At 68.0% G+C, this 25,768-nt stretch carries 27 protein-coding genes; 16 read left to right on the forward strand and 11 right to left on the reverse strand.

Annotated features, from left to right (window positions below):
• The first annotated feature begins 225 nt into the window (after positions 1-225).
• Positions 226-993, forward strand: coding sequence for a hypothetical protein (locus FY251_RS08115; RefSeq protein WP_148414515.1), 768 nt, complete (start codon positions 226-228; stop codon positions 991-993).
• A 48-nt stretch (positions 994-1,041) separates the two neighbouring features.
• Here the strand turns inward: FY251_RS08115 and FY251_RS08120 are convergent, their stop codons facing one another.
• Complete coding sequence (locus FY251_RS08120) at positions 1,042-1,725, reverse strand: 6-hydroxymethylpterin diphosphokinase MptE-like protein (RefSeq protein ID WP_148414274.1); 684 nt, start codon at positions 1,723-1,725, stop codon at positions 1,042-1,044.
• A gap of 188 nt (positions 1,726-1,913) precedes the next feature.
• Positions 1,914-3,053: a dihydropteroate synthase gene (locus FY251_RS08125; protein ID WP_148414275.1), complete on the reverse strand. Its 1,140-nt coding sequence runs from the start codon at positions 3,051-3,053 to the stop codon at positions 1,914-1,916.
• 142 nt (positions 3,054-3,195) lie between these two features.
• Here FY251_RS08125 and FY251_RS08130 point away from each other — a divergent pair, with 142 nt between their 5' ends.
• Both FY251_RS08130 and FY251_RS08135 read left to right on the forward strand, forming a co-directional pair.
• On the forward strand, positions 3,196-3,789 hold the full coding sequence (locus FY251_RS08130; RefSeq protein WP_148414276.1) for a hypothetical protein: 594 nt from the start codon (positions 3,196-3,198) through the stop codon (positions 3,787-3,789).
• The gene (locus FY251_RS08135; RefSeq protein WP_148414277.1) at positions 3,786-4,598 is read left to right on the forward strand and encodes an RNA methyltransferase; all 813 of its coding nucleotides are present in this window, start codon (positions 3,786-3,788) and stop codon (positions 4,596-4,598) included. The genes FY251_RS08130 and FY251_RS08135 overlap by 4 nt, the downstream gene beginning before the upstream one ends.
• Here the strand turns inward: FY251_RS08135 and FY251_RS08140 are convergent, their stop codons facing one another.
• Positions 4,599-5,081, reverse strand: a complete 483-nt coding sequence (locus FY251_RS08140) for a MaoC/PaaZ C-terminal domain-containing protein (RefSeq protein WP_148414278.1) — start codon at positions 5,079-5,081, stop codon at positions 4,599-4,601. It abuts the gene before it with no gap.
• Between the two features lie 171 nt (positions 5,082-5,252).
• On the opposite strand from FY251_RS08140, the gene FY251_RS08145 reads away from it, so the two are divergent.
• Positions 5,253-6,179, forward strand: coding sequence for a M48 family metallopeptidase (locus tag FY251_RS08145; protein WP_148414516.1), 927 nt, complete (start codon positions 5,253-5,255; stop codon positions 6,177-6,179).
• Between the two features lies 1 nt (position 6,180).
• A complete protein-coding gene (locus FY251_RS08150; RefSeq protein WP_148414279.1) occupies positions 6,181-6,708 on the forward strand; it encodes a hypothetical protein in 528 nt (175 codons plus the stop codon).
• A 43-nt stretch (positions 6,709-6,751) separates the two neighbouring features.
• On the opposite strand, the gene gatE is transcribed toward FY251_RS08150, so the two are convergent.
• The 6 genes from gatE to FY251_RS08175 form a co-directional block, all read right to left on the reverse strand.
• Positions 6,752-8,626 (reverse strand): Glu-tRNA(Gln) amidotransferase subunit GatE, encoded by a 1,875-nt coding sequence (gene gatE, locus FY251_RS08155; RefSeq protein ID WP_148414280.1) that lies wholly within the window; start codon positions 8,624-8,626, stop codon positions 6,752-6,754.
• A 47-nt stretch (positions 8,627-8,673) separates the two neighbouring features.
• Positions 8,674-8,838, reverse strand: coding sequence for an HVO_2901 family zinc finger protein (locus tag FY251_RS23300; protein WP_305037580.1), 165 nt, complete (start codon positions 8,836-8,838; stop codon positions 8,674-8,676).
• A gap of 235 nt (positions 8,839-9,073) precedes the next feature.
• The gene (locus FY251_RS08160; RefSeq protein WP_148414281.1) at positions 9,074-10,483 is read right to left on the reverse strand and encodes a class II fumarate hydratase; all 1,410 of its coding nucleotides are present in this window, start codon (positions 10,481-10,483) and stop codon (positions 9,074-9,076) included.
• 134 nt (positions 10,484-10,617) lie between these two features.
• Positions 10,618-10,881: a BolA family protein gene (locus FY251_RS08165; protein ID WP_089777582.1), complete on the reverse strand. Its 264-nt coding sequence runs from the start codon at positions 10,879-10,881 to the stop codon at positions 10,618-10,620.
• Positions 10,882-10,959: 78 nt separating this feature from the next.
• Complete coding sequence (locus FY251_RS08170) at positions 10,960-12,015, reverse strand: dipeptide epimerase (protein WP_148414282.1); 1,056 nt, start codon at positions 12,013-12,015, stop codon at positions 10,960-10,962.
• Entirely contained in the window at positions 12,012-13,052 is a 1,041-nt protein-coding gene (locus tag FY251_RS08175; protein ID WP_148414283.1) for a DUF1611 domain-containing protein, read from the reverse strand. Before FY251_RS08175 ends, FY251_RS08170 begins: the two co-directional genes overlap by 4 nt.
• 106 nt (positions 13,053-13,158) lie before the next feature.
• Between FY251_RS08175 and FY251_RS22520 the strand changes: the two genes are divergently transcribed.
• The 4 genes from FY251_RS22520 to FY251_RS08190 all read left to right on the forward strand — a co-directional run bounded on the left by FY251_RS22520 (position 13,159) and on the right by FY251_RS08190 (position 16,261).
• Positions 13,159-13,323 carry a hypothetical protein gene (locus FY251_RS22520; protein WP_187367371.1) on the forward strand — a complete coding sequence of 55 codons (165 nt, stop codon included), beginning with the start codon at positions 13,159-13,161 and terminating at the stop codon, positions 13,321-13,323.
• The gene (locus tag FY251_RS08180; RefSeq protein ID WP_148414284.1) at positions 13,320-14,123 is read left to right on the forward strand and encodes an IclR family transcriptional regulator; all 804 of its coding nucleotides are present in this window, start codon (positions 13,320-13,322) and stop codon (positions 14,121-14,123) included. The genes FY251_RS22520 and FY251_RS08180 overlap by 4 nt, the downstream gene beginning before the upstream one ends.
• A 274-nt stretch (positions 14,124-14,397) precedes the next feature.
• On the forward strand, positions 14,398-15,717 hold the full coding sequence (locus tag FY251_RS08185) for an aspartate aminotransferase family protein (protein ID WP_148414285.1): 1,320 nt from the start codon (positions 14,398-14,400) through the stop codon (positions 15,715-15,717).
• 76 nt (positions 15,718-15,793) lie between these two features.
• Positions 15,794-16,261, forward strand: a complete 468-nt coding sequence (locus FY251_RS08190; protein ID WP_148414286.1) for a hypothetical protein — start codon at positions 15,794-15,796, stop codon at positions 16,259-16,261.
• Between the two features lie 22 nt (positions 16,262-16,283).
• Here the strand turns inward: FY251_RS08190 and FY251_RS08195 are convergent, their stop codons facing one another.
• The gene (locus FY251_RS08195; protein ID WP_148414287.1) at positions 16,284-16,607 is read right to left on the reverse strand and encodes a hypothetical protein; all 324 of its coding nucleotides are present in this window, start codon (positions 16,605-16,607) and stop codon (positions 16,284-16,286) included.
• Positions 16,608-16,711: 104 nt separating this feature from the next.
• Here FY251_RS08195 and FY251_RS08200 point away from each other — a divergent pair, with 104 nt between their 5' ends.
• Positions 16,712-17,635 carry an A/G-specific adenine glycosylase gene (locus FY251_RS08200; RefSeq protein WP_148414288.1) on the forward strand — a complete coding sequence of 308 codons (924 nt, stop codon included), beginning with the start codon at positions 16,712-16,714 and terminating at the stop codon, positions 17,633-17,635.
• 360 nt (positions 17,636-17,995) lie between these two features.
• Positions 17,996-19,054 (forward strand): restriction endonuclease, encoded by a 1,059-nt coding sequence (locus FY251_RS08205; RefSeq protein ID WP_148414289.1) that lies wholly within the window; start codon positions 17,996-17,998, stop codon positions 19,052-19,054.
• A 75-nt stretch (positions 19,055-19,129) separates the two neighbouring features.
• On the opposite strand, the gene FY251_RS08210 is transcribed toward FY251_RS08205, so the two are convergent.
• Positions 19,130-19,471 (reverse strand): DsrE family protein, encoded by a 342-nt coding sequence (locus tag FY251_RS08210; RefSeq protein ID WP_148414290.1) that lies wholly within the window; start codon positions 19,469-19,471, stop codon positions 19,130-19,132.
• A 98-nt stretch (positions 19,472-19,569) separates the two neighbouring features.
• Between FY251_RS08210 and FY251_RS08215 the strand changes: the two genes are divergently transcribed.
• The 5 genes from FY251_RS08215 (at position 19,570) to FY251_RS08235 (ending at position 25,598) form a co-directional block, all read left to right on the forward strand.
• On the forward strand, positions 19,570-20,148 hold the full coding sequence (locus tag FY251_RS08215; protein ID WP_148414291.1) for an NADPH-dependent FMN reductase: 579 nt from the start codon (positions 19,570-19,572) through the stop codon (positions 20,146-20,148).
• Between the two features lie 129 nt (positions 20,149-20,277).
• Positions 20,278-20,865 carry a thymidine kinase gene (locus tag FY251_RS08220; RefSeq protein ID WP_148414292.1) on the forward strand — a complete coding sequence of 196 codons (588 nt, stop codon included), beginning with the start codon at positions 20,278-20,280 and terminating at the stop codon, positions 20,863-20,865.
• Positions 20,866-20,948: 83 nt separating this feature from the next.
• A complete protein-coding gene (locus FY251_RS08225) occupies positions 20,949-21,476 on the forward strand; it encodes a YIP1 family protein (RefSeq protein ID WP_148414517.1) in 528 nt (175 codons plus the stop codon).
• A 126-nt stretch (positions 21,477-21,602) separates the two neighbouring features.
• Positions 21,603-23,810: a DHH family phosphoesterase gene (locus FY251_RS08230; RefSeq protein ID WP_148414293.1), complete on the forward strand. Its 2,208-nt coding sequence runs from the start codon at positions 21,603-21,605 to the stop codon at positions 23,808-23,810.
• A gap of 129 nt (positions 23,811-23,939) precedes the next feature.
• Entirely contained in the window at positions 23,940-25,598 is a 1,659-nt protein-coding gene (locus tag FY251_RS08235; protein WP_148414294.1) for a tRNA uridine(34) 5-carboxymethylaminomethyl modification radical SAM/GNAT enzyme Elp3, read from the forward strand.
• Positions 25,599-25,768: the final 170 nt, after the last annotated feature.

Here is a 25,768-nt window from a genome sequence, read left to right on the forward strand (position 1 = left end):
CCGTTGGCATGAATGTGGTACGATAGCCGACACTCCCGGCGGCGCGACTGTCGCGGGTAATGTGATGTTATCGACCGAATTCCCGGACCGGAGCACGTTTACGTTCTTGCTATCTGGTGTACCCGGTTCATACCTATACGGCGTCGTACCCACGGTTCTGGTATGTCCGGGCATCGCTTCCTTCCCGACTCCGGGGTCCGACAGCCGCGTCTCCGCTCCCCGCTCGTGTTTCCGCTTTTCCTCTTGACGCTCGTCTGCGGCACGCTCGGGTGGCTTGTCTGGGTCCCCTACGGCGTGTTCCTCGGCGTCTTGCCGCCGGTCGTCGTCTTCGGCTTCGCGCTCGCCGAACTCTCGTCGCCGCCGCCGTCGCCCCCGCGACTCCCGTCGGCGCGACCGTCGCCGCCGCTCTCGCTCGACGGCCGGGTCGACCTCGCGGCCGCCCTACACGGCGCGGGCGTCTTTTCGGCCGACGCGGACGGCGCGCTCTCTTTGTCGCCGCAGTTCGCCGACGAGTGGCGCGCCCGCGTGCTCGACACCGAGGGGCGGGACCACGACCGCGAGGCGCTCGCGGGACTCCTCGGCGTCGATCCGGACAGAATCGAACTGGGCTGGGACGAGCGGGGGCTGTTCGCGCGCCTCGACCGCGGGACCGTGGGGCGGTGGGCCTCTCGCGCCGCGTTCGTCGCCGACCTCACGGCGGTCGCGACGTTCCGGCGGTACTACCCCGAGTGGTGGCGGCTCTCGACGGCGGACCGGAACCGCGTCCTCGGAGCGCTTCGGCTGTGTCTCCGGACTTGCCCGACCTGCGACGGCGCGGTTTCGGTCGAGACGAAGCGAGTTGCGGGCGCCGAACGCGGTGGGACGAAACGGCGCGTCTCGGCGACCTGCCGCGGCTGTGACGCGTCCCTGTTCGACGGCGTGGTCGAGCAGTCGGCGGGCGAGCAGTCCGGGTCCGAGGAGGGGGCCGGCGTGCATCCGCAGAACACGAGGTAGCCGGGCGACCGCTCACCGCTCGCCGGGGACGCGTCGGTGCGGGCGCTCTCAGGGGAGCGGGTCGATGCCGTCGCGTCGCCCGTCGAGCACCGAAAACCGCTCCCCGCGGCGTCGTTCGAGCCACCGGAGCAGGCGCTCTGCCCACCGGAGTTTCCGCGCTTTCACGGCGTCCACGGTCGGGTCGTCGAAGTCCCAACCGACGAAGACGAGCCGGCCCGCCCCGAGTTCGTCGGCGATGAAGGCCGCCCGGTCGCCGTCGGTGAAGCCGCCCCAGTTGACGACGGGACCGACCGGGGCCGCCTGCGTCGTCCCGAGGACGTGGTCGGTATCGAACCGCGGCACCCACTCGCGGACCGCGGGGAGGTTGTCACCGTGGGCGTGGGCCGCGACGGGCACGCCCGATTCGGTCAGTTCGACCGCAGTCCCGGGGTTTTTGTCGAGGTCGGTCACCATCAAATCGAGGTCGAACCCGGCGTCTCGAACCGCGTCGGCGGCGGTGGACGCGGCGACGACGACGTCCACGTCCGGGGTGTCGAGCCGGCCGAGTTCGGCGTCGAGCGTCGGGGCCGCCCCGCAGACGGCGACGGTCGCGCCCGCCCAGTCCAGTCGGTCGCGGTCGAACGGTTCCACGAGGTCCGCGAGCGCGTCTCTGGCGCGCTCGTCGCCGGTTCGGTCGAAGCCGAAGTCGTCGAGAATCCGCCCGTAGACGGGTTCCCACGTGGTGAAATCCATGGTGTAGCTGTCGCTCAGAATGTAACTGTATGGGCCGGAACGGCACTCGTGTACCCCTACCCGCGTGCCCTTCCGGCGTCCACAGGACCGTTTTAGAGTCGGATGGTATAAGTTTTCTCTTAGTAGAACGGTCAACGTCTGCCGAACGTCAGACGGGCAGACGGGTCTGTGAAGGGTTCTCGAACCGGTTAACGCGTCGCCCGCTCGACCGTTTCGAGGGCGGATTCGAGGGCGTCGGAGGCGTCCGTGACGAGGGTCGAAAGCCGGGCGAGCGCGGCGGGCGTCCCGACCAGCAGTGCGCCGGTGTCGCCGGCGGCCAAGACGGCTCCCGCGTCGCTGGCGGCGGCTTCGAGGGCCTCTCGATCGCCGGCTCCGAGCCCCTCCAGTTCGAAGACGCGCGTCACGCTCTCGGCGGCGACCTCGCGGGTCGCGCCGACGCGGTCGAGGTGCCTCGCGGCCTCGCCGGGCGTCGTCACGTCGAGCTCCTCGACGGACACGTCGCCGGGTTCGCGGACGCGACGGCGCGCGAACTCGTGGCCGATGAGCGCGGCGTCGCGGGTCTCTCTCACGTCGTGGGTGCGGACGACGTGGGCACCGCGCTCGGCCGCCATCGACGTGGCGGCGAGGCTGACGGGCAGCGCCTCCTCGGTCGAGCGGCCGGCCACGTCGCGGAGGAAGTTCTTGCGGTTGATGGAGACGAGGATGGGGTAGCCGTAGCCGCGGAACTCCCGCAGGCGGTCGAACGTCTCGCGGTCGTGTTCGAGCGTCTTCGCCTCCGACCAGCCGCCGAAGGCGGGGTCGACGATGGTCTTGTCGGTGAAGCCGTTCAGTTCGAGGGCGTCGTAGATGTCGTCGACCTTCTCTATCGCGCCGGGGCGAGTGAGGTCCGGCGGGCTGGCCATCTTGGCGACGGCGGCGTCGTACTCCTCGCAGACGCGGGGCATCTCCGGGTCGGCGAAGCCGCAGATGTCGTTGACCATGTCGAAGCCGCCGTCGAGCGCCGCCTCGGCGACCTCGTGGTAGCGCGTCTCGATTGAGAAGACGGCGTCGCCGGAGACGCTGTCGAGGACCGAAAGCGCCGTGTCGAGGCGGTCGAGTTCGTCTTCGGCCGACAGCACGTCGAGGCGCTTGTTCGCCGATTCGAGGCCGACGTCGACGATGTCGGCCCCCTCGTCGATGAGTTCGCGGTCGACGTACTCGGCGGCCTCGCCCGGGTCGTTGAACACGCTCGGCTTGTACGGGGACTCCTTGGAGACGTTCAGCACACCCATGATTCGGGGTGGGTGGTCGTCGCCGATTTCGAGCCCTGCCGCATCGACGGTTCGCATACCCGTCGGTTGGACCACACGAACATATGCCGACCGGTCTCGGAAGGTGCCCGAGTCGCCCCCGCGGTGGCGGTTCGCCGTCTCTCGCGGACGGCTGACCGGCATCACGCCATTTTTATCCGCCGCTCGGCTACCTCGGACCATGGCGAAGGTCAGCGTCGGACTCCGCGGATGGCGGTTCGAGGAGTCCGAGATATTCACCGACGAGGGCGAGTTCAAACCGCTCGACGAGATTCCCGAGGACCCCCGGGAGCGACTCATGCGCCTCGTCTCGCTCGTCGAGGAGCCGTGCGACGCCTGCTATCTAGTCCACGGCGACGAGGAGATTCAGCAGTGCCGACAGGCCGCTATCGTCTACGGCGAACCCCGCGAGGAGGTGCTTCTCTGCGAGCACCACGAACCGGACTTCCTCTACTGGTTCCGCGAGGCGGACGGCCGCGACCTCGTCGGCGACGCGGTGTTCGCCGACGCCTTCCACGAGTGGTTCGCCGACGGCGGCCGCGCCCCCGACGGCTACGGCGGACTGGAGTACGTCGACACCGAACCCGACGAACTGCCGTCGCCCCCGGACGCGAACGAGATACAGCGCCGGCTGGAGGAGAACTTCGTCGAGGGCGAGCGCATCGACCTCCGCGACTACGGTCCCGACGCGGACGACGACGACGAGGACGCGACGCCCCTGACCGAAGACGACCTCGACGGCGTCGACCTCGACACGGACTACCCGACGAGATGAGCGGCGACCGAGACGCCGACGCCGACCGGGGCCGCGAGTTCGCCGTCGTCGTCGTCGAACCCGAGACGCCCGGCAACGTCGGGACCATCGCGCGGGCGATGAAGAACTTCGGCATCTACGACCTCCGCCTCGTCGACCCGCCGGAGTTGGACCCCGACGGCGAGGCCTACGGCTTCGCCGGCCACGCCCGCGAGGACGTGCTCCCGAACGCCACCGAGACGACCTTGGAGGAGGTCACAGAGGAGTTCCACACTATCGGGACGACCGCGGTCTCCCACGAGGACTCCACCCGGCACATCCGCTACCCGTTCAAGACGCCGGTCGAAATCGCCGACTCGCTCGAATCGGTGGAGACGAAGACCGCGCTCGTGTTCGGCCGCGAGGGCACCGGTCTCGACAACGACGAACTGTCGATGCTCGACGAGGTCTGTTGCATCCCCGCCGACGACCGCTACCCCGTGTTAAACCTCGGACAGGCGGCGACGGTGCTCATGTACGAGCTTCGCCGCTTCACGGTCGAGGAGACGCAACTCCCGGACGTGGAGCGCGAGCGCGCCTCCGAGGCCGAAATCGAGGTCGTCTACCGCTTTTTCGACGAACTGCTCGACGCCGTCGACTACCGCGAGCACAAGCGGACCAAGACCTCGCGGATGATGCGCCGACTGCTCGGCCGCGCCCACCCGACCGAGCGCGAGGCCGCGACGCTGACGGGCGTGTTCCGCCGGGCCGCCGAGGCCGTCCGCGACCCCGACCGCTTCCGCGACGACGAAAGCGGCGGTGACGACGCGGACGCCGACCCCCGCGACTGACTACTCCGCCGTCCGGCTCCCGACTCCCCACTCGCCGTGCCGCCGGGCGACCATCACGTCGCTCACGAACGAACAGACCAGCTCGACCTCGCCCGACTCGCGCTCCGCGAAGGTCGTCGTTCGAATCTCCACGAGTCCGCGGTCGTCGGTCTCGACGGTCGTCTCCAACACCTCGCTTTCCACGACGAGCGTGTCGCCCGGATACACCGGCTTCCACCAGCGAAGCTCCTCGACGCCCTTCGCGCCGAGCGAGGCCGCGTCGCTGAGGACGCCGTCGACGAACAGCCGCATCGTCATCGCCGTGGTGTGCCAGCCGCTGGCGATGACGCCGCCGTACATCGACTCGGCTTCCGCCCGCTCCGGGTCGGTGTGGAACCACTGGGGGTCGTACCGCTCGGCGAATTCGAGAACCTCCGACAGCGTCACGTCGTACTCGCCGAACTCGTCGGTGTCGCCGACCGCGAAATCCTCGAAGAACTGCATGGCCGCCCTTTGCCCGGCCCCGTGGAGAATGTAGCGATATCGGCGGTCCGGGCGGCGCGGCCGAGTGAGCGCGACTCGCCGACCCCCGCCGGACGCGCCAGACAGCTTTTGCGGTCCGACGCCCTATCGGCACGCGAGATGGCAACGTCCCCGCGCCGCTCTCGGCTCCCGATGGTCGCCGTCGGCGTCGTCGTCCTCGCGTTCTACCTCTCGCTCAGCGCGCTCAGCGCGTTCGCGGTGGTGACGCTCTGGCGGCTCCGCCCCGACCCCCTGACCGCCGCCGTCGTCGGCGTCGTCGCCGCCGTCGTCCTCGGCTATCTGAGCTTCCGCTTCGGCACGGTGCGCCTGCTCAGCCAGCTCGACGCGCGGGACATGTCGCCCGCCGAGTCGCCGGCGGTCCACCGCCTGCGGGACCGCCTCGCCGAGCGGATGGACCTCGACCCGCCGACGCTGAAGCTCGCGCGCTTTTCAGCGCCGAACGCGCTGGCGCTCGACCCGATGGGCCGCGACGTGGTCGTCCTCGACGGCGCGCTGTTCCGCCTCCTCGACGCCGACGAGTTCGAGGCCCTGCTGGCGCACGAACTCGCACACCTCGAACGGAAAGACGGGCTGGTCCAGTCGCTCGTGGCGAGCGTCCTCCAGACGGTCGTCGGCGTCGGCTACCTGTTCGTCTCGCCCGTGACGTTCCTGACGACGGGGCTCGCCCTCGGCTCGGCGTGGATGCGCGGCCGACCGCGGTCGTGGCCCGAGACGCTCGCCGGGCGGGTTCGCCTCCGACTGGACGAGTTCGTCGGGCTGTTCGGCTTCGGCCTCACGGTGTTCGTCCGGTCGCAGTCGCGAAAGCGGGAGTTCGCGGCCGACGCGCGGGCCGCCGAGGTGACGGGCAAGCCGATGGCGCTCGCGTCGGCCCTGCGGAAGTTAGAGCGGGCCGCCCGGCCGCAACTCGGGCTGTCGCCGCTGTGGGTGTACGGCGAGGTCGAGGTCGAGGTCGAAGACTCGGTGTCGGACCTGCTTTCGACCCACCCCTCGACCGACGAGCGCGTCGAGCGGCTGGCCGCGATGGCCGACGAGTCGATGACGCGAATCGAGGTGCGGTGAGATGCCCGGCTCGCCCGACCCGGTGCTCGGCGACTGGCTTCTCACCCACGTCGTCGCCGTCGCCGCCGCGCTCACGACCGTCGGCGTCGTCTACGCGACCCGCGCCCGGAGCGCCCGCGGTTTTCTGACGCCCGCGCTCCTCGGCGGCGGCTACGCCCTCGCCACGCTCGCCGTCTGGACCGCGGCGCGACTCGTCACCGACGCCTTTCCCTCGGGCTTCGTCGAGGACCCGCTGACTTCGGCGGGTTTCCTCGGGTTCTCGTTCCTCCTGCTCGCGGGGTTCGTCGTCGCCGCGGCCCTGCTTTTCGCCCGCCGGGGGCTGGTCGCGCCGCTCGTCGCCCTGTTCGGCGTCACGGAACTCGTCTGGTGGGCGTTCCTCCACGTCCGCGGCGAGACGGACGCGCTCGGGATGTTCCTCATCTTCGGACCTGCGCTGTTGGTCCTCCTCGTCGCCGCGGCCGGCGTCGAGTACGCGGGTCGGTGGGTCCGGCGGCGGTTCGTCCGCGACGGCGGGCGCTCGGCGTCGTGAGAACGGGGAGAAAAGACGGTCGGCGAGAACAGTCGGGGCCGATTCAGGCGCGCTTTTGGATCTCCTCGCGGAGCACGTCGCTGACGACCTCGCCGTCGGCCTTGCCGCGGAGCGCGCCCATCGCCTCGCCCATGAGGGCCGAGAACGCGCCCATGCCCTGCTGTTCGACCTGGTCGGCGTTGCGCTCGACGACCTCGGCGATGGCCTCGCGGACCTCGTCCTCGGAGACGCCGGAGAGGCCGGCTTCCTCGACGGCTTCCTCGGCGGTGAGACTCGGGTCCGCGGCGATAGTGGCGAGCACGTCGTTGACGCCCTCCTTGGCGAGGTCGCCGTCCTCGACGAGGTGCATGACCGCGAGCAGGTGGTCGTCGGTGAGTTCGGAGACGGCCACGTCGTCGCGGCGGAGTTCGGTCAGCGTCGATTCGAGCAGGCCCGCCGCGAACGTCGCGTCGATACCCGCGTCCACGGCCTCCTCGAACAGCGGCATCTTCCGTCCGTAGGCGACCTGTTCCGCGAGGCCGGCGTCGAGGCCGAACTCGGCCTGATAGCGGTCGACCTTCTCGGTCAGGAGTTCGGGCGTCTCCACGTCGCTCGTGTCGAGGTCGACGGGGAGCACGTCCGTCTCGGGGTACATCCGGGCCGCGCCGGGGAGCGGGCGGAGGTAGCGCGTCGTGCCGTCGTCGTTGGCCCCGCGGGTCTCCTCGGGGACCTCCTCGATGGCGACCGCGGCGCGTTCTGCGACCGCGTCGATGGCGAGGTCGGCCGTCTCGGGGTCGTCGGCGACGATGGCCACCGCGTCCTCGGGGCCGGCGTCGACCGCGTCGCGGAGCGCCTCTACTTCGGCCTCGGTGACGCCGTAGGCCGGGAGTTCGTCGGTGTGGAAGATGCCGCCCGCGCCGTGGCGCTTGGCGTGGTCCGAGAGTTCGGTGCCGAGGCGGCGGTCGGGCTGAAGCTCGCGGCCGACGAGGCCGTCGAAGCCGTACAGGGGGACGGCCGTGACCTTCCCGCCGGCGTCCAGCGCGCCGCGGATGACGCCGGAGTCCGAGCCCTCGAACACGTCGGTCACGTCGGCCACGTCGCCGACCGAGGCGTCGCGCGACCGGAGTTCGTCGCGAATCTCGACCAGTTCCGCCTGTCGGCCGACCTCGAAGCGGACGATTTCGTCGATCTGGTCGAGCGCCTGCACACCCTTGATTTCGACGCGCGCGCCGTCGGCGATGGAGACGTTCACGTCCTGCCGGATGGTGCCGAGGCCGCGTTTGACCTTCCCGGTCGAGCGCAGGAGCATCCCGATGGTCTGGGCCGCTTCCCGGGCCTGCTCGGGGGAGGAGATGTCCGGGCCGGTGCCGATTTCGACGAGCGGGATGCCGAGGCGGTCGATGCTGTAGAGGACGCCGTCGTCGCGCTCTTCGACGCGCTGGGCGGACTCCTCTTCGAGCATGAGGTCCACGACGGAGACGGGGCCGTCGCTGGTCTGAATCTCGCCCTCCTGCGCGATGAGCGACGAGCGCTGGAAACCGGAGGTGTTCGAGCCGTCGATGACGAGTTTGCGCATGACGTGCGCCTCGTCGACGACGTTCATGTCGAGCAGTTCGGCGATCTGCATGGCGACCGTGCGCGCCTCGTGGTCGAGTTCGTGCGGCGGCTCGTCGTCCTCTTCGACCAGACAGGTCGAGTCGTACGCGAGGTACTCGAACTCGCGTTCGACGCGGCTCTCTTCGAGGGCGGCGTCGTCGAGTTCGCCCAGTTCGCTCTTCGTCGGATGGAGGAACCGCGAGAACGTGCGCGCGGCCTCGTCCGGCTCGCGGAGGTCGGTCGGACACCCGCAGAACAGCTTCGTCTCGGTGTCGAGTTGCTGGTGAATCTCCAGCCCAGCCACGAGGCCGAGGTCCTCGTAGTCGTAGTCGTAGTCGGTCATTGGTACTCCCTGCGTTCGGGGGGAGTAAAAAAGGATTCAGTCTGCCGTCAGAGACGGCGCAGACCGTCGCCGATACCTTCCACCTGTTCACACTCGGGACAGACGTACGTCCACCCGTCGTTCGTCGCTCGTCCCTCCGGGAATACGGCCCCACAACCTCGACACTCCAACATGTCTCGCCCGCGGGCCCGCTGCTCTTGCAGTCCGGCCATACTGGTATAATCGTCAAAATCAAGCTTCAAAATACCGGTTTTCGAGATTTCGTGACAGTTCTTCACTCGGGAGTGACTGTCACGGCGTCGCGGGGGTGCGATTGCTACCGCGAGTCGAGTAAATATAACCGTCTCCGCGGCTGAACTGACCGAAACCGACGCGAACGCGACCCGAACCGAGCGGTTCACCCGCTCGCACCGACGTATCAAAAAGTGGACCGTTTTTCCGGCCTGCTCAGTCGTCGCCGAGGATGCCGCGATGGGTCATCTTCTCGGGGTCGAGCACCTCGTCGGCTTCCGCCTCGGTGAGGTAGCCCTCGTCGACGGCGACCTGCCGGACGCTCTTGTCCTCAGCGAGCGCCTTTTTGGCGACCTTCGAGGCCTTGTCGTAGCCGATTGCGGGGTTGAGCGCCGTCGCCAGCGCCATCGACTGTTCGACCCGCGTCTCGCAGTGTTCCTCGTTGGCTTCGAGTTTGGCGACGAACCGCTCGGCGAACACCTCGGAGGAGTTCGCCAAGAGCTTCGTCGATTCGAGGAAGTTGTGCGCGAGGACGGGCTTGTAGAGGTTGAGGTCGATTTGCCCCTCGGCGGCCCCGGCGGAGACGGCGGCGTCGTTGCCGACGACCTGCTTGTGGACCTGATTGACCGCCTCGGCGACGACCGGGTTGATTTTCCCGGGCATGATGGACGAGCCGGGCTGGTTCTCGGGCTGTTCGAGTTCGCCCAGTCCGTTGCGCGGGCCGGACGCGAGCAGGCGGAGGTCGTTGGCGATTTTGTTGAGGGAGCCGGCGACCGTGCGGAGCGCGCCGTGGGCCTCGCTCATCGCGTCGTGGGCCGCCTGCGCCTCGAAGTGGTTGTCGGCCTCGCGGAACTCGACGCCGGTCTCCTCGGTCATGTACTCGGCGGCCTTCGCGGGGAACTCGGGGTGGGTGTTCAGTCCCGTGCCGACCGCGGTGCCGCCGAGCGCGAGTTCGCCGAGGTGCTCGCGGACGTTCTCGACGCGGCGGATGCCCTTTTCGACCTGCGTGCGGTAGCCGCCGAACTCCTGTCCGAGGCGGACGGGCGTGGCGTCCTGCAGGTGGGTGCGGCCGGTCTTGACGACGCCGTCGAACTCGGCTTCCTTGTCGCCGAGCGCCTCGGCGAGCGTCTCCAGCGCGGGAAGCAGGTCCTTCTCGACGGCTTCGAGGGAGGCGACGTGCATGGCCGTCGGAATCACGTCGTTGGAGGACTGGCCGAAGTTGACGTGGTCGTTCGGGTGGACGACGCGGTCGCCGATGCCCTCGCCCATGAGCTCCGCGGCGCGGTTGGCGATGACCTCGTTAGCGTTCATGTTCGAGGAGGTGCCCGAGCCGGTCTGGAACACGTCGACGGGGAACTGGTCGTCGAGTTCGCCGGCGATGACCTCGTCGGCGGCCTCGACGATGGCGGCCGCGACGTCCTCGTCTATCATGCCGAGGTCGCGGTTGGCCTGCGCGGCGGCCTTCTTCACCACGCCGAGCGCGCGGACGAACCGCCGCCCGAAGGTGATACCGGAGATGGGGAAGTTCTCGACCGCCCGCTGGGTCTGTGCGCCCCAGTAGGCGTCGACAGGCACTTCCATCTCGCCGAGGCTGTCCCGCTCGATTCGATAATCATCGTCGCCCATGATTCGGGGGTCGTTTTGGCAGGAGGTAAAATCCATTGGTCCGTGCGCCCCGCTGACAGCCGCGACCGCCGGCGCTCGTCGGCGTCTGTCGGCGTCCGTCGGCGTCCGTCAGTGCGTCGACCGCGACGGCGCAGTTACTCCTCTCGCGCCGCGTACTCCTCGGGCGTGTACGTCTTCAGCTCCATCGCGTGGATGTCGGTCGTCATGTGGTCGCCGAGGGCGTCGTAGACGAGCTGGTGCTGTTGGACGAGCGACTTCCCCTCGAAGGCGGGCGAGACGACGACGGCGGCGTAGTGGTCGTCCTCGTGGTCCTGGTCGACCGTCCGCGGCCGCGAGACCGTCGCGTCGGCGTCCTCGATGTGCGATTCGATGAGGTCCTCGATGGCGGAGAGTTCCATGTCCCAACTGGCGGCCCGCGCCGGCAAAAAGCGTCCGGGAAGCGGTCGGTGCATCGGTCGCGGGCGAACGAGCGGTGCTCAGACGTTCGGCGTGATGCCGTGGCCGGGACCGTCGAGCGCGTGGACGGGGCCGGTCTCCTTCGGGACCACGTCCTCGGCAAGGAGCCGCGTCGCGTCCAAATCGACGTGGGAGAAGCCGCCGATACCGGAGACGAGGTGGGCGCTCGTGTGGATGCCGATGGAACTCTCCAGCATACAGCCGACCATCAGGTCGCGGCCCGCCGCGCGGGCGATGGCGGCGATGTCGGCCGCGCCGAGGAGTCCCGACTTCCCGAGTTTGACGTTGATGACGTCGGCGGCGTCCTCGCGGACCACGCGCACGGCGTCTTCGGGCGTGAACACGGTCTCGTCGGCCGCGACGGGCGTCTTCGTTCGGTCTCTGACGCTCGCGAGCCCGGCCACGTCCGTCTTGGTGACGGGCTGTTCGAGCAGGGAAAGCGGGATGCCGGCGTCGTGAACGGCGTCGTCGAACCGGACGGCCTCCGAGACGGACCAGCCCTGATTCGCGTCGACGGTGAGCGTCGCGTCCGGCGCGGCCTCGGCGACGGCGCGGAGCCGTTCGAGGTCGGTCTCGACGCGCTGTCCGACTTTCACTTTGATGGTCTCGAAGCCGGCTTCGGCGGCGGCCGCCGCGCGGTCGGCCGCGACTTCCGGCGGGTGAATCGGTATCGACATGTCGGTCCGCACCGGGTCGGGCGTCCCGCCGAAGAACTCCGACATCGGTAGCTCGCGCTCCCGACAGTAGGCGTCGATAATCGCGGTTTCGAGGGCGAACAGCGCCGACACCGCGCCGGGGTACGTCGCGTGCAACGACTCGATGACGGCGCGGTAGTCCGCCACGTCGCGGCCGACGAGGAGGTCGCGGGCGTGCCTCGCCGTGTCCAGCGTCGCGCCCTGCGTCTCGCCGGTGACGTAGTGGTCGGGCGACCCCTCGCCGTAGCCGACGACGCCGGCCTCGGTCTCGACGGTCACGAGGACGTTCGGCGCTTCGTACTGCGTTCCGAGGGCGATTTCGAACGGTTCGACGAGCGGCAGGTCGAGCGCCTCGACGCCGACCGAGACGATGTCGCTCACAGCGCCTCCAACACGGCCCCGAGGAGCGCCTCGGACCCGCCGTCTGCGTACACGTTCCCGGCGGGGAGGCCGATTTCGGCGGCGACCGCGTCGGCGTCGCCCCACGTCGACACGGCGGCCACCGTCGCCGGCGAGAGGCGTTCGATGAGCGAGATTTCGTCCGCGAGCGCTTCGACCTCGAAGCGGTCGAAGTCGTCGCGCGAGTCCCGGCCTGGTTCGTCGGCGACGACGACCGCGTCGGGGTTCGCCCCGTGGAGGAGTCCGAGCGTCACCGCCGAGTAGGCGCGGTGCGAGAGCGCGGCCTGCCCCTCGACGAAGACGAGGTCCCGGTCCTCGGCCACGTCGCAGACGAGGTCTTCGACCACGCCCGCGACGAAGTCGGCCGGGACGCGGTCGATGACGACCCCGGCGTCGGCACCGATCATCACGCCGGTCTGCCCGGTGGCGACCCAGCCGGCGTCGAGGCCCGCCTCGCGCGCGGCGCGGTACAGTTCGAACGTGGTCGTCCGCTTGCCGACGGCGCAGTCGGTTCCCATGGTCAACACCACGTCGGCGTCGCAGTCGTCGACGCGCCCGTCGGCCACGCGGAGGTCGTCTTCGGGCGGCTTTCGGACGTCGACGAGGGAGACGCCGGCGGCGGCGGCCCGCTCGCGCCACTCGGGGTCGTCGCTGAGGAACTCGTGGAGGCCGGAGACCACGTCGCACCCGGCGTCCATCGCGGCCTCGATGTCCGGAACCCAGTCTCGCGGGAGGCTCCCGCCGACGGGTGCGACGCCGAGCACGAGCGCCTCGGCGTCTGGTGCCACCTCCAACGCGGCCGCGACGGACGGGACGACCGCGGGCGGCTCAGCGAGGTCGGTTCCGAGCACGTCGGCGGCGTCGCGGCCGGCTTTCTCGGAGTCGACGACGGCCCGAACGTCGAACAGGGTGCCGTGGGCGACGACGCCGTTGGCGGTCTTTCCCGCCGTCTCACCGAAGGCCCCCTCCGCGAAGACGATGGTCTCGACGGGGGCCTCGTAGCGTTCGGTCAGATGCATACTGTAGCTGGGTCATCTTTCGGGCAAAAGTCAGCCCCCTCGTATGAGAGGGTCCGTCGCCGGGGTTCGGATAGCTATAACTCGGCGCGCCCCGACGGGTCGTCTCATGAGTCCGGACGACACAGCGAGTCGAGGCGGGGCGGCCGCGGGGGAACCCGAGGCCGAGGACCTCGTCGCGCCGTACCTCTCCGGTGCGAACGCCCGACTGGTCGCCGACGCGGAATCGAAGGGACTCGTCGACAGCGTGACCGTCCACGTCGAGGAACGATGACCGAGGGAGACGCCGGAGACGAGCCGCGGCGAATCAAGTCGGTCCAGACCGCGAGCCGAATCGTCTCCGTGGTCCAGCGGCTTTCGAACCCGACGCTCGGCGAGGTCTGCGCGGAACTCGACGCGTCGAAGGGGACGATACACACCTACCTCGCCACGCTCGAAGACGAGGGGTTCCTCACGCGGACGGGCCAGACGTATCGGCTCGGTCTCCGCTTTGTCACCCTGAGCGAGAGCGTCAGAAACGAGACGCCGCTGTACCGCGCGGGCAAAGAGGAGGTCGACGCGCTCGCCGCCACCACCCACGAGTACGCCCACCTCACGGTCGAACACCGGGGCCGCGAGGTGACGATTTACGAGAGCCGCGGCGACGACGCCGTCGCGACCGACTACCACCTCAGGATGCGGGAGACGCCCCAGCACCTCCACTACAGCGCCAGCGGGAAGGCGCTCCTCTCGCAGTTCGACGACGACCGGGTCGAGTCGATACTCGACAGCGAGGGCCTCGTCGGCCAGACCGAGAACACGATTACCGACCGCGACGAGCTGTTCGCAGTGCTCGAACGGGTCCGCGAGCGGGGCTACGCCGTCAACGACGAGGAGGAAATCCGCGGGATGCGCTCGGTCGGCGCGCCGGTTCGCGGCGTCGACGGGGCGGTCTGCGGCGCGGTCAGCGTGACCGCGCCGACCAGCCGACTCACCGGCGAGCGGTTCGAGACCGAGGTTCCAGAACTCGTGACGGAGACGGCGAACCTCATCGAGTTGAACCTCGAAACCGCGGTTTTCGAGCGAAATCGGTGACCCCGGCGTTCGAGTTCGCCGCGTCTGGATATCTCAAACGGGAGAGCGACCGCGCGTCCCGTGTCGTGTGATACCACTCCCCGCAACTCGGCGCTGTTCGACCGGAATCGCGGCGGAACGTCGAGCGAACGCGCCAGACCCCGCTCGACAATCCGTCTGCATATATCAAACCATGATCCGGAATTTAGAAACAAAACTGCCATATTTCATCTATTCAATGACTACTCTACTCTTCTTAGCAAAAATTTATGTATATATGTCCAATCAATAGCGTATGAACCGAGACACGGTCGAGCCGAGCGTCGGTGAGTTTCCCGGCCCGAAGGCGGAGCAGTGGGTCTCGTACCACCAGCGGTCCGCCGCGCCGAGCACGTACGTCTACGACTTCGTCTGGGACGTGACCAGAGACGCGGTCGGCCCGTTCTGTACCGACCCCGACGGCAACGTCCTCCTCGATTTCACGAGCCACGTCGCGGCCGCGCCGCTCGGCTACAACAACCCGGACCTCATCGACCGACTGCGGGAGTTCGACCTCGTCGACCCGATGAAAATCGCCGGCCAGGACTTCTACGTCAGCACGGGCGGCACGCCCGACGACACGTCGCTTCCGGGGCCAGCGCACCTGATGGACCTCCTGACCGAGGTCACGGGCCAGTACGACATGGACACGGTGTTCCTGTCGAACTCCGGCGCGGAGGCCGTCGAGAACGCCATCAAAATCGCCTACGACAACTGCGAGACGCCGAAGTACGGCATCACCTTCGAGGGCGCGTTCCACGGCCGCACCCTCGGCGCGCTCTCGATCAACCGCTCGAAGTCGGTCCATCGCCGGAAGTTCCCGGAGGTGTCGGGCATCGTCGACGTGCCGTACTCCATGGAGGGCGTCGAGCGACTCCGCGCCAAACTCGACGGGGCGAACGGGCATCTTCCCGCCGACCAAGTTGCGTTTCTCATCCTCGAACCCGTGCAGGGCGAAGGCGGCTACCGCGTTCCGAGCGACGAGTTCATGCGCGAGGTGAACGCGCTCTGCGACGCCCACGACATCACGATAATCGCCGACGAGATTCAGTCGGGCGTCGCGCGAACCGGCGAGATGTGGGCCTCGGACCACTACGCGCTCGAACCCGACGTCATCACCAGCGCCAAGGCGCTCCGGGTCGGCGCGACCATCTCGCGGCGCGACGTCTTCCCCGAGGAGGAGGCTCGGCTCTCGTCGACGTGGGGCGCGGGCGACGTCCTCGCGGCGATGCAGGGCGCGCTCACGCTGGAACTCATCGAGGAACAGAACCTCGCGGCCAACGCCGCCGAGAAGGGCGCGTCTCTCCGGTCGCGCCTCGAATCGACGACCGAATCGCTCGCGGAAGTCGTCGACGTGCGCGGCCTCGGACTGATGGTGGCCGTCGAGTTCGACACCAAAGCGCGCCGGGACGCGGTCGTCGACGCCGCGTTCGAACGCGGCCTGCTGACGCTCGGCTGTGGCGCGCGGTCGCTCCGCCTCCTGCCCCCGCTCGACGTGACCGAGCGCGAACTCGACCTCGCGGTCGACCTGCTGGACGCGGCGCTGTCGGACGTGGTCGGCGTGGCCGCGCCCTAGCGCCGCCGTCGCCGCTCGGCCCGACGGGCCGACGACTCGACGGAGGTTTTTATCCGATGCCGACGCACCTCGGTTCGTGACTGACGCGACACCCACCACCGAGTCGGCCGAGGCGGCCGTCCGCGTGCTCCGCGACGACCACGAGCGACTGCTGACCGTCGTCGGCCAGTGCGCCATCGCCGTCGCCGCCGAGTGGGACGGCGACTCGGTGGCCGACCGCGACCGCGTCGTGCCCCCGTTCAGGCGCGCCCTCGACGGCTCCGGCGCGCTGTCTCGCCTGCCGCGGGCGCTCGCCGACGCGGTGACGGCCACCGGTCGACCGATGGCCGCGCCGCCCGTCGCGGGCCCGCCGTACGTGGTCGTCACCGGCGAGGGCGTCGTCCTCCGCGCCACCCTCGGCGAGGAGCGACTGGTGGTGCTCCTCCGGGCGTTCGAGGTCGTCCGCGGCGACGACGGCGACGGCGACAACAGCGGCGGCGACGGCGACGAACCCCACCGCTACCGCCGCATCGACGGCGTCGAAATCGAGGCCGAACTCGTCTGAGTCGAGTCGTTCGCCCCTGCAGTTACATCTGGTAGCGGCGCACGTCGTCCCGCGGCGGAGCCTGCGACTGCCCGGTCATCTCCTCGTAGGTCAGCCCCGCGAGGTACTCGTCGTAGGTCACGTCGTAGCCCTGCCGGAGGTGGAAGTCGAGCTGGCCGCGGTCGAGTTCCGACTGGAACAGCGCGTGGACCGCCCGGCGGACGAGTTCGTCCGCGTCGTCGGGGTCGAACAGGGCGGCGAGCATGGCGAGTTCGTGTCGCGTCTCGCGGTCGAGCGACACGTCGAGGCTGTCGCCGAGGTCTCCGTAGGCCGCGTCAACGTCGTCTGTGAGTTCGTCGAGCGTCATCGCCCGGCGATGGGGCCGTCACGGGGATACGCGTTTCGACCGCGAGGGAGGGAGGACGCTCCGGCATCGCCACGGCTAAACGCGGGCCGTCCCAAGCCGGGGCGATGAGCGACGCGCCGTCCGAACTCCCCGCCGACCTCGACCGCGAAGCAGTCCAGTCCGCGCTCACCGAGTGGTACGAGGCCGACCACCGGGACTTCCCGTGGCGGCGCACCGACGACCCCTACGAGATTCTCGTCTCCGAGGTGATGAGCCAGCAGACCCAACTCGGCCGCGTGGTCGAGGCGTGGGACGAATTTCTCGACGAGTGGCCGACGACAGCCGACCTCGCGGCGGCCGACCGCGCCGACGTGGTCGGCTTCTGGACGGACCACCGACTGGGCTACAACAACCGCGCGAAGTACCTCCACGAGGCCGCCCGGCAGGTCGAAGAAGACCACGGCGGCGAGTTTCCCCGGGCGCCCGACGGCCTCTCGGAGCTGATGGGCGTCGGTCCCTACACCGCCAACGCGGTCGCCTCCTTCGCGTTCAACAACGGCGACGCGGTGGTCGATACCAACGTCAAGCGGGTGCTCCACCGCGCCTTCGCGGTCCCCGACGACGACGCGGCGTTCGAGGCCGCCGCCTCGGAACTCATGCCCGACGGCGAGTCCCGCGTCTGGAACAACGCCATCATGGAACTCGGCGGGGTCGCCTGCGGGAAGACGCCGACCTGCGACGAGTCCGGCTGTCCGTGGCGGCGGTTCTGCCACGCCTACGAGACGGGCGATTTCACTGCTCCGGACGTACCGACGCAACCGAGTTTCGAAGGGAGTCGGCGGCAGTTCCGCGGGCGGGTCGTCCGGGTGCTCGGCGAGTACGACGAATTAGCACTAGACGAGTTGGGACCGAAAATTCGTGTTGACTACACTCCCGACGGAAGTCACGGACAGGAATGGCTCCGCGGATTACTCTCTGATTTGGCCGACGATGGGCTCGTTGAGATCGACGAACGCAGTAGTGATACTACCGTCCGGCTTCAAAACTGAACCCGACTGTCTTTCTGCATCTCTCGGAGACCCTCCGGATTCTTCGGGATAGTGATGGATGTCCCAGCGACGAAAAAGAGTAGCGAGCATACTGAGTATATTTTAAAACTAGTTCTGAAATATGATTTTCAACAACCCCCGGACACACATATGACGTTCACAAGAGTCGTGAATTCGATAGGTCACAGAAACACCTTGAACGCCATTTGATGCGGATTCATCCGCACAGATCTTATAATTGAATATAGATCGCTCTCCTTTCTGACTTACTGAGTCGAGGTAGCTACCGCGAGATTTCAATTAAGTTGGTAAATCTCCGTTGTGATAAGATACAATACATTCTAACGTAACAGAACTTCTATGGCAACGGTTGAGGACACGAAAACACGCCTTCAGAACATCGATCCGTACGAGTTCGAGCAGTTCGTTGCGGACCTCTGGGAGGCACAGGGGTGGGAGACGGAAGTATCGCAGGCGTCGAACGACATGGGGGTCGACGTCATCGCAAAGAAAGCAGACGGAATGGTCGAACAGAAGTTGACGATTCAAGCCAAGCGATACTCTTCCGGCAACAAAATCGGTCGGCAAGACGTCCAACAGTACTACTCGATGAAAGTACAGGACGCACAGGCCGACGCGGCGGTCATCGTTACAACGAGTTCATTCACGAAACCCGCTGAAGATTGGGCTTCGGAACATAACGTGAAGCTCGTCGACGGAGACGATATCATCCAGTTGCTAAACGAACAAGGTACAGAACACATTCTCGACGAGTACGCACCGACGCTACGTGAGACCGAACTCGATCCAGCCCATTCCCCGAAGCAACCGAAGAAGACCGATGAGCTTGGAGTTGAGGTAGAAGGGGAAAATGCAGTCAAACTTCCTGAACCGCTCGAAGACGACGATACGCGAACGAAGATTAGTGCAGGAGCCGGTCTCGTCGGTATCTACCTTATCCTCAACCCATCTGGGATCTCGCTCCCGGTAGAAGCATTAGGGATGCTTGTGCTTCTCGCCGGAATCGCAGTCTATCAGTTCCCAGAACAAGTCTGGGATGCGGTCACCCCTACGCGGGAGGTCTACCGTGAACTGAGCCACGGTGGAGTCGTCGCCCTCGATGGGGACTCTATCCAATACGAGCCACCAGGTGAGGACGAGCCGATAGTCTTCGATAACTCCGACAAGCAACGTGCTCGCCAACGTGCGGTCGTCTACGGTGCCTTGGATAAGTACGTCGGCGGTGGCCTCCCCGAAACGCAGAAAGGGACTCTTCCGACCATGATCGCCAACGAAGGTGCACAGACCATCGCAGCCTATCGATTCGCAGTCCACAACGAAGCACCGTCGAAGATCGCTAGCGAGATGGGGATGACTCAACAGGATGTCGTCAATCATCTAACTGCGATCGTGAACTGAACACCGCTTCATAACCGCGCCTTCGCAGTCCGCGTCTCGCTGGCGAAGTAGCGCCGGCTCTCAGCGATTCCCCTCCTACGGCACTTTCAGATACGCGTCGCCCGCCGCCTGTCGCGTCACGAGCTCGCCGACGCCCGAGGGGACGACCTCGACGCCGTCGGCCAGTCGGTCGGCGTCGACGCCGCGGCCGTCGAGTGAGTTCTGACAGACGCAACAGCGGACGCCGGCCTCGAAAAGCGGGTCGAGGCGGTCGCGGACGGGCGAGTCGTCGAGAAAGAGGAGCGCCGCATCGCCGTTGGCGAGGAGCGTGATATCGCCCGTCTCGACCGTCTCGTCGTCGAGCAGGTTTCGGACGTTCCGGATGGCGTGTCGCCAGTCGCCGAGGTCGGCGCTGGAGACGTGGAAGACGACGTTCACGGTCGGTGTTCGCGGCCCGACTCCCTGTGTGTTGTGCCCGTCCGACACACCCGAACGCGGCCGACGGGGTTTTCCGGGCGCTCACGGAGACTCACGATATGGCGCAGCCACACGTGGTCGCCGTCTGCGGCAGCCTCCGCGACCACAGCTACACCCGATTGGCGCTCGAACACGTCCTCGCAGGCGCGTCCGCCGCCGGCGGCACGACGGAGCTGGTGGACCTCCGCGAGTACGACCTCCCGCCGCTGAACGCCGATTACGACGAGCAGGGCGACTCGGCCGAACTCGTCCGCGTCGTCGACGGCGCGGATGCGGTCATCCTCGGCACGCCGGTCTACCACGGCTCGTACTCCGGCGTCCTCAAGAACGCCCTCGACTACTGCGGCTTCGACGAGTTCGGCGAGAAGACCGTCGGCCTGCTCGCCGTCGCCGGCGGGTCGTTCCCCGTGACCGCCCTCGAACATCTCCGGTCAGTCTGCCGGTCGCTGAACTCGTGGGTGCTCCCGCATCAGGTCGCGATTCCCCGCGTCTCCTCGTCGTTCGACGGCGACGACATCGCGAGCGATGACCTGCGCGAGCGGGTCGAACGACTCGGCCGCGACGCGGTCGTCTACGCCAACATCGAGCCGGAGCCGCCGACGTTCGAAAGCGGCGAAAACGTCGGCGCGGACGACTGAGTCTCCGTCGCGACTCTCCCGCGACGCAGTCACGACCGCGGCGTCGACCCGCGTGGCGACCCGTCGCGACGCCCGACGGTCGCGGCAGATGAACAATCGTTTTCACCCTCCTCGTCCCCCAGTCAGGATATGCACGCCATCACGCAGAGCGGGTGGGTCGAGGTCATCTCCGGGTCGATGTTCTCGGGGAAGACCGAGGAACTCCTCCGACGGCTCCGCCGAGCCGAAATCGCCGGCCAGGAGATTTCGGTGTTCAAGCCCCAACTCGACGACCGCTACGGGGAAACGACGGTCGGCTCGCACGCCGGGCGCTCGTGGGAGGCGAGCGTCGTCCCCTCCGAGGGCGAGGGGGTCTGGCAGATCGCCGAGGAACTCAACGGCGAGGACGTGGTCGCCATCGACGAGGCGAACTTCTTTTCGGCCGAGTTGGTCGACGTCTGCGAGGCGCTGGCCGCCGACGGCAAGCGCGTCGTCGTCTCCGGGACCGACCAGACGTTCCGCGCCGAGCCGTTCGATCCGCTTCCCCAACTGATGGCGCTCGCCGAGTACGTCGACAAGCTACAGGCCATCTGCACCGTCTGCGGCGAGCCGGCGACACGGAACCAGCGACTCATCGACGGCGAGCCCGCCCACGTGGACGACCCCACCATCCTCGTCGGCGCGGAGGAGTCCTACGAGGCGCGGTGTCGGAACTGTCATACCCTCCGGCGGGACTAGAGGCTAGCGTGACTACCTGGGTCGAAACCCCACGGGAGGGCCGCGACCGCGGGCTGGCCGGCCTCCTCCGCGCGTGGGTCGCCGTGGTCGTTCGCCCCCGCCAGTTCTTCCGCGACGGCGTCGCCCCCGGCGACCAAGCGCCCGGCCTCGTGTTCGCCATCGCGGTCGCGCTCGTCTACCAGGGCCTCGGGTTCGCCCTCGCGCCGGCGACGATTCCGGCCATCGAGGGCGGCCCGGTCGTCTCGGCGCTCGTCGCGCTGCTCGTCGTCGCGCTGTTCGTCGCGCCGGCGCTGCTCCACCTGACGGCGGCCATCCAGACGGCGCTTCTCATCCCGCTTCTGTCCCGCCGCGCTGGGGTGAGCGAGACGGTGCAGGTCATCGCCTACGCCGCCGCGCCCTGCGCCTTCGCCGGCCTCCCGATTCCCGGCGTCCGCGCGCTCTGTGCGGTTTACGGGGCGGTACTCCTCGTCGTCGGCATCAGCGAGGTCCACCGGACGACGGTGCCGAAGGCCGCGGTCGCGGCCGCCGTCCCCGCCGGGCTGGTCTTCGGGTACGCCTTCGGCGGCTTCCGCGCCCTCTCGGAACTCGCCGCCGCGCTCGCGCTCGTCTGAACCAATCTCCCCCCGTATTTCGCCCGTTTCGACCGACCGAACGCCGTTTTTCCGCCCGCGAACGCGCGAATTTCGCCTGAGCGTTTTTCGACAATCGTTTTAGTTAGGGGTTGTTTGCTCAACGCAATGGATTGGATTACGCACGAGGAGGACGTCTGGTTCGAATTCCGGGGCAATAGCCCCCACCAGCTCGTCCCCGGCCGATTTTACAAAGGCACCGTCGACGGCTACGCCGACTTCGGTGTCTTCGTCGACCTCGCTTCGAACGTGACCGGCTTACTGCACCGCAGCGAACTCGACCGCCGCCTCGAATCCCTCGACTGGGAGCCGGGCGACGAGGTGTTCGTCCAGGTGAAGAACGTCCGCGACAACGGCAACATCGACCTCGGCTGGTCGATTCGCCAGTCCGACTCGGAGTTCCGCGGCGCTCGCATCCACGACCCCGACGGCGACGCCGACGGCCAGCCCGTCGAGAAGCAGTCCGAAAGTGGCGGGTCGGTGACGGTCAAAACGCGCCCGAAGACCGGTAAGACGACGAAGCCCGCCGGCGCGAGCACGTCGTCCGAGACGGTCGAATCCGAGTCTGAGCCCGAATCGGAACCCGAACAGGAAGCTGAACCCGAACCCGAACCCGAGCAGGACGCCGCGTCCGAGTCCGACGCCGGAGACGAGGACCGCGCGCCGACCGCCGGCGACGTCGTCGACGACATCGCCGCCAACGGCGAGTCCGAAGAAGTCGAAGCGGAACCCGAGGAATCGGAGCCCGAGCAGGACGACACCGACGCCGAGCAGGAAGTCGAGTCCGACGCCGAGTCCGCCGACGCCGACGCCGAGGCAGCGCGCGTGACGCTCGACAGCATCGACGACCGCGTCGGCGACGTGATTCGCGTCGAGGGCGAAATCGCCAGCGTCCGACAGACGGGCGGCCCGACGGTGTTCGAACTCCGCGACGAGACGGCCATCGCCGACTGCGCGGCCTTCGTCGAAGCCGGCGTCCGCGCGTACCCCGACGTCGAGGTGGGCGACTACGTCCGCATCGACGGCGAGGTCGAGCGCCGCCGCGGCGAACTCCAGATCGAGACCGAGGAGCTGACGATTCTCGGCGGCGACGAGGCCGACACCGTGGCCCAGCGCCTCGCGGACGCCCTCTCGGACGAGGCCCGCCCGGACGCCGTCGCGCCCCTCGCGGCCCACGAGCCGGTCGCCGCCGTCGGCAAGTCGCTGCTCGACGCCGCGGAGGCCATCCGCCGCGCCGTCCTCGAATCGCGCCCCATCGTCGTCCGCCACACGGCCACCGCCGACGGCTACGTCGCCGGCGCGGCCGTCGAGCGCGCCGTGCTCCCGCTCATCCGCGAGGAGCACCCCCGGGACGACGCCGAGTACCACTACTTCACCCGTCGCCCGCTCGAAGAGGCCGTCTACGGCATGGACGCCGCCACGAACGACGTGACGCGGATGCTCGAAGACCGCGACCGCCACGACGAGAAGCTCCCGCTCGTGCTGCTCCTCGGTGCCGGGTCGACCGCCGAGTCCCTCGACGGTCTCGGCCTGCTCGGCGTCTACGGCTCCGAGCGCGTCGTGGTCGACGCCGCGCCCGCCGACGACGAGGTCGCCGAGGAAGTCGACGTGCTCGTCAACCCCGCCCGCGAGGGAGCCGACGCCCGAGACCTCTCGGTCGGCGCGCTCGCCTCGACGCTTTCCGTCGCCGTCAACGACGACGTGCGCGACGACGTGTCGCACCTCCCCGCCGTCAGCTACTGGGAGAACTGCCCGCAGCAGTACCTCGACCTCGCCGAGTCGCACGGCTTCGACGCCGACCGCGTCAGCGAACTCCGCGAGGCCGTCGCGCTGGAGGCCTACTACCAGTCGTATCAGGACAAGCGCGAGCTCATCGCCGACCTGCTGTTCGACGCCGACGAGGGCCTCGCCGGCCACGTCTCCGAGCAGTTCCGCATCAAGCTCGAAGCCGAAATCGAGACGGCGCAGGCGAACCTCGAACGCCGCGAGGTCGGTGCCATCTCCGCGGCCGTCCTCGACTCCGACGCCTACAGTCACCGCTTCGACTTCCCGCCGACGGGCCTGCTCGTGGACGAACTCCACCGCCGCACCCGCGAGGGCGACGCCTTCGTGACCGTCGCGCTCGGCATGGACGAACTCTACCTGCGCGCCACGGGCGACCTCGACCTCCGCGCGGTCGTCGAGTCGGCCGCCGAGAAAGCGCCCGCCGCCGGCCTCGCCGCCGCGGGCATCCGCGAGGGTCGCATCGAGTTCCTGACCGGCGCGCGCGACGAGGCGCTCGAAGCCGTCCTCGACGCCGCCGCCGAGCAGTTCTAAGCCGCAATCCAGACTCCTCCTCGCGCGGTTCGACGGAGGGCTGTATTCCAGCCTCCCGAGCGACACGCTTATCCACGAAACGACCCGATTCGCGCCCATGAACCGTCACCGCGTCGCCGAACGGGAGGTGTGTCCGTGAGCGCCGAGACCGAGACGGAGTCCGAGGCGTTCGAGCGGACCTGCGAGGCGCTCGTCGAGCGCATCCTCGCGGGCGACGTCGACCGCGACGACCTCGAATCGGCAAAGCTCGACGCCTGTTCGGAACACTCCTCGCCGAAGGTCCCGAAGAACGCCGAGATTCTGCAGTACGCCCCGGAAGACCGCCGCGAGGAGGTCAAAGAGGTCGTCCAGCGCAAGCCCGTCCGCACCGCCTCCGGCGTCTCGCCGGTCGCCATCATGACCTCGCCGCACATGTGCCCCCACGGGAAGTGCCTCTACTGTCCCGGCGGCCCCGCGAGCGAGTTCTCCTCGTCGCAGTCGTACACGGGCCACGAGCCCGCGGCCGCCCGCGGCGTCCAGAACGACTACGACCCCTACGGGCAGGTCACGCTCCGGCTCGAACAGCTTCGGCACATCGGCCACCCCGTGGACAAGGTCGAACTCATCCTGATGGGCGGGACGATGACCGCCCGGAGCCACGACTACCAGGAGTGGTTCGTCAAGCGCGCGCTCGAAGCCATGAACGACTACGACCTCGACAAGGAGCCCGAGCCGGCGGAAGACAGGTCGTTCAAGCCCGACCCCGAAGATGTCGAGTTCAAGTACATCGAGGACGTCATCGCGGAAAACGAGACGAACGACATCCGGAACATCGGGACGACGTTCGAGACGAAGCCCGACTGGTGCGACCCCGAGCAAATCGACCGGATGCTCGATTTGGGCGCGACGAAGGTCGAAGTCGGCGTCCAGACGACCTACGAGCGCATCAACCGCGAGATGCACCGCGGCCACGGCGTGCAGGCCTCCATCGACGCCAACCGCCGGCTCCGCGACTCGGCGTTCAAGGTCGGCTTCCACATGATGCCCGGCCAGCCGGGCATGACCAAGGAGATGTGTCTGGAGGACTTCCGCCAGCTGTTCGAAAACAGCGACTGGCGGCCCGACTACCTCAAAATCTACCCGACGCTCATCGTCCGCGACACCGTCACCTACGACATGTGGCGGCGCGACGAGTACGACCCGCTGAACAACGAGGAGGCCGCCGACATCGTCGCGGAGGTCATGGGCATGATTCCGAAGTACACCCGCCTCCAGCGCGTCCAGCGGGACATCCCCGCGGACTTCATCGACGCCGGCGTCTGGAAGTCGAACCTCCGGCAACTGGCCGCCCAGCGCGCCGAGGAGCGCGGCATCGTCCAGCGGGACATCCGCGCCCGCGAGGTCGGCATGAACGAGACCGACCCGGACCCCGAGCGCATCGAACTCGACGTGATGACCTACGAGGTCGCCGGCGGGACCGAGCACTTCATCTCGTTCGAGGACCCCGTCGCGGACCTGCTCGTCGGCTTCTGTCGGCTCCGGTTCCCCGGCAACCCGGTCCGCCGCGAACTGCAGGACGCGGCGCTCGTCCGCGAACTCCACGTGTACGGCTCCGAGGCGGGAATCGGTGCCGACGGCGACTGGCAACACAAGGGCTACGGGAAGAAGCTCCTCGCGCACGCCGAGGAACTGTCCCGCGACGCCGGCTACGACAAGATTTCGGTCATCTCGGGCATCGGCGTCCGGCAGTACTACAAGGAGAAACTCGGCTACCACCAAGACGGCCCGTACGTGTCGAAGCGGCTGTAGGCTAGTTCGGCTGTTTTTTGGTCCAGATTTTTGCGAGGCGAGCGAAGCGAGCCTCGGAAAAAGGTGGGCGTTACGTGTCGAAGCGGCTGTAGGGAATAGTTGGATTTTTGGTCCGCCGTGAGGCTGAGCCTCACGAGCCTTCGGTCGCAGTCGCTCCCGAAGACAGATTT

This window comes from Haloferax sp. KTX1, assembly GCF_902410085.1.
GTDB classification, from domain to species: Archaea; Halobacteriota; Halobacteria; order Halobacteriales; family Haloferacaceae; genus Haloferax; species Haloferax massiliensis.

What these genes read in the sequence shown, in the direction of transcription:
- FY251_RS08120 (WP_148414274.1), bottom strand. Translation starts at nt 1,725, where the DNA reads ATGGATTTCACCACGTGGGAACCCGTCTACGGGCGGATTCTCGACGAC.
- FY251_RS08125 (WP_148414275.1), bottom strand. Translation starts at nt 3,053, where the DNA reads ATGCGAACCGTCGATGCGGCAGGGCTCGAAATCGGCGACGACCACCCA.
- FY251_RS08130 (WP_148414276.1), top strand. Translation starts at nt 3,196, where the DNA reads ATGGCGAAGGTCAGCGTCGGACTCCGCGGATGGCGGTTCGAGGAGTCC.
- FY251_RS08135 (WP_148414277.1), top strand. Translation starts at nt 3,786, where the DNA reads ATGAGCGGCGACCGAGACGCCGACGCCGACCGGGGCCGCGAGTTCGCC.
- FY251_RS08140 (WP_148414278.1), bottom strand. Translation starts at nt 5,081, where the DNA reads ATGCAGTTCTTCGAGGATTTCGCGGTCGGCGACACCGACGAGTTCGGC.
- FY251_RS08145 (WP_148414516.1), top strand. Translation starts at nt 5,253, where the DNA reads ATGGTCGCCGTCGGCGTCGTCGTCCTCGCGTTCTACCTCTCGCTCAGC.
- FY251_RS08150 (WP_148414279.1), top strand. Translation starts at nt 6,181, where the DNA reads ATGCCCGGCTCGCCCGACCCGGTGCTCGGCGACTGGCTTCTCACCCAC.
- gatE (WP_148414280.1), bottom strand. Translation starts at nt 8,626, where the DNA reads ATGACCGACTACGACTACGACTACGAGGACCTCGGCCTCGTGGCTGGG.
- FY251_RS23300 (WP_305037580.1), bottom strand. Translation starts at nt 8,838, where the DNA reads ATGGCCGGACTGCAAGAGCAGCGGGCCCGCGGGCGAGACATGTTGGAG.
- FY251_RS08160 (WP_148414281.1), bottom strand. Translation starts at nt 10,483, where the DNA reads ATGGGCGACGATGATTATCGAATCGAGCGGGACAGCCTCGGCGAGATG.
- FY251_RS08165 (WP_089777582.1), bottom strand. Translation starts at nt 10,881, where the DNA reads ATGGAACTCTCCGCCATCGAGGACCTCATCGAATCGCACATCGAGGAC.
- FY251_RS08175 (WP_148414283.1), bottom strand. Translation starts at nt 13,052, where the DNA reads ATGCATCTGACCGAACGCTACGAGGCCCCCGTCGAGACCATCGTCTTC.
- FY251_RS22520 (WP_187367371.1), top strand. Translation starts at nt 13,159, where the DNA reads ATGAGTCCGGACGACACAGCGAGTCGAGGCGGGGCGGCCGCGGGGGAA.
- FY251_RS08180 (WP_148414284.1), top strand. Translation starts at nt 13,320, where the DNA reads ATGACCGAGGGAGACGCCGGAGACGAGCCGCGGCGAATCAAGTCGGTC.
- FY251_RS08185 (WP_148414285.1), top strand. Translation starts at nt 14,398, where the DNA reads ATGAACCGAGACACGGTCGAGCCGAGCGTCGGTGAGTTTCCCGGCCCG.
- FY251_RS08195 (WP_148414287.1), bottom strand. Translation starts at nt 16,607, where the DNA reads ATGACGCTCGACGAACTCACAGACGACGTTGACGCGGCCTACGGAGAC.
- FY251_RS08200 (WP_148414288.1), top strand. Translation starts at nt 16,712, where the DNA reads ATGAGCGACGCGCCGTCCGAACTCCCCGCCGACCTCGACCGCGAAGCA.
- FY251_RS08205 (WP_148414289.1), top strand. Translation starts at nt 17,996, where the DNA reads ATGGCAACGGTTGAGGACACGAAAACACGCCTTCAGAACATCGATCCG.
- FY251_RS08215 (WP_148414291.1), top strand. Translation starts at nt 19,570, where the DNA reads ATGGCGCAGCCACACGTGGTCGCCGTCTGCGGCAGCCTCCGCGACCAC.
- FY251_RS08220 (WP_148414292.1), top strand. Translation starts at nt 20,278, where the DNA reads ATGCACGCCATCACGCAGAGCGGGTGGGTCGAGGTCATCTCCGGGTCG.
- FY251_RS08230 (WP_148414293.1), top strand. Translation starts at nt 21,603, where the DNA reads ATGGATTGGATTACGCACGAGGAGGACGTCTGGTTCGAATTCCGGGGC.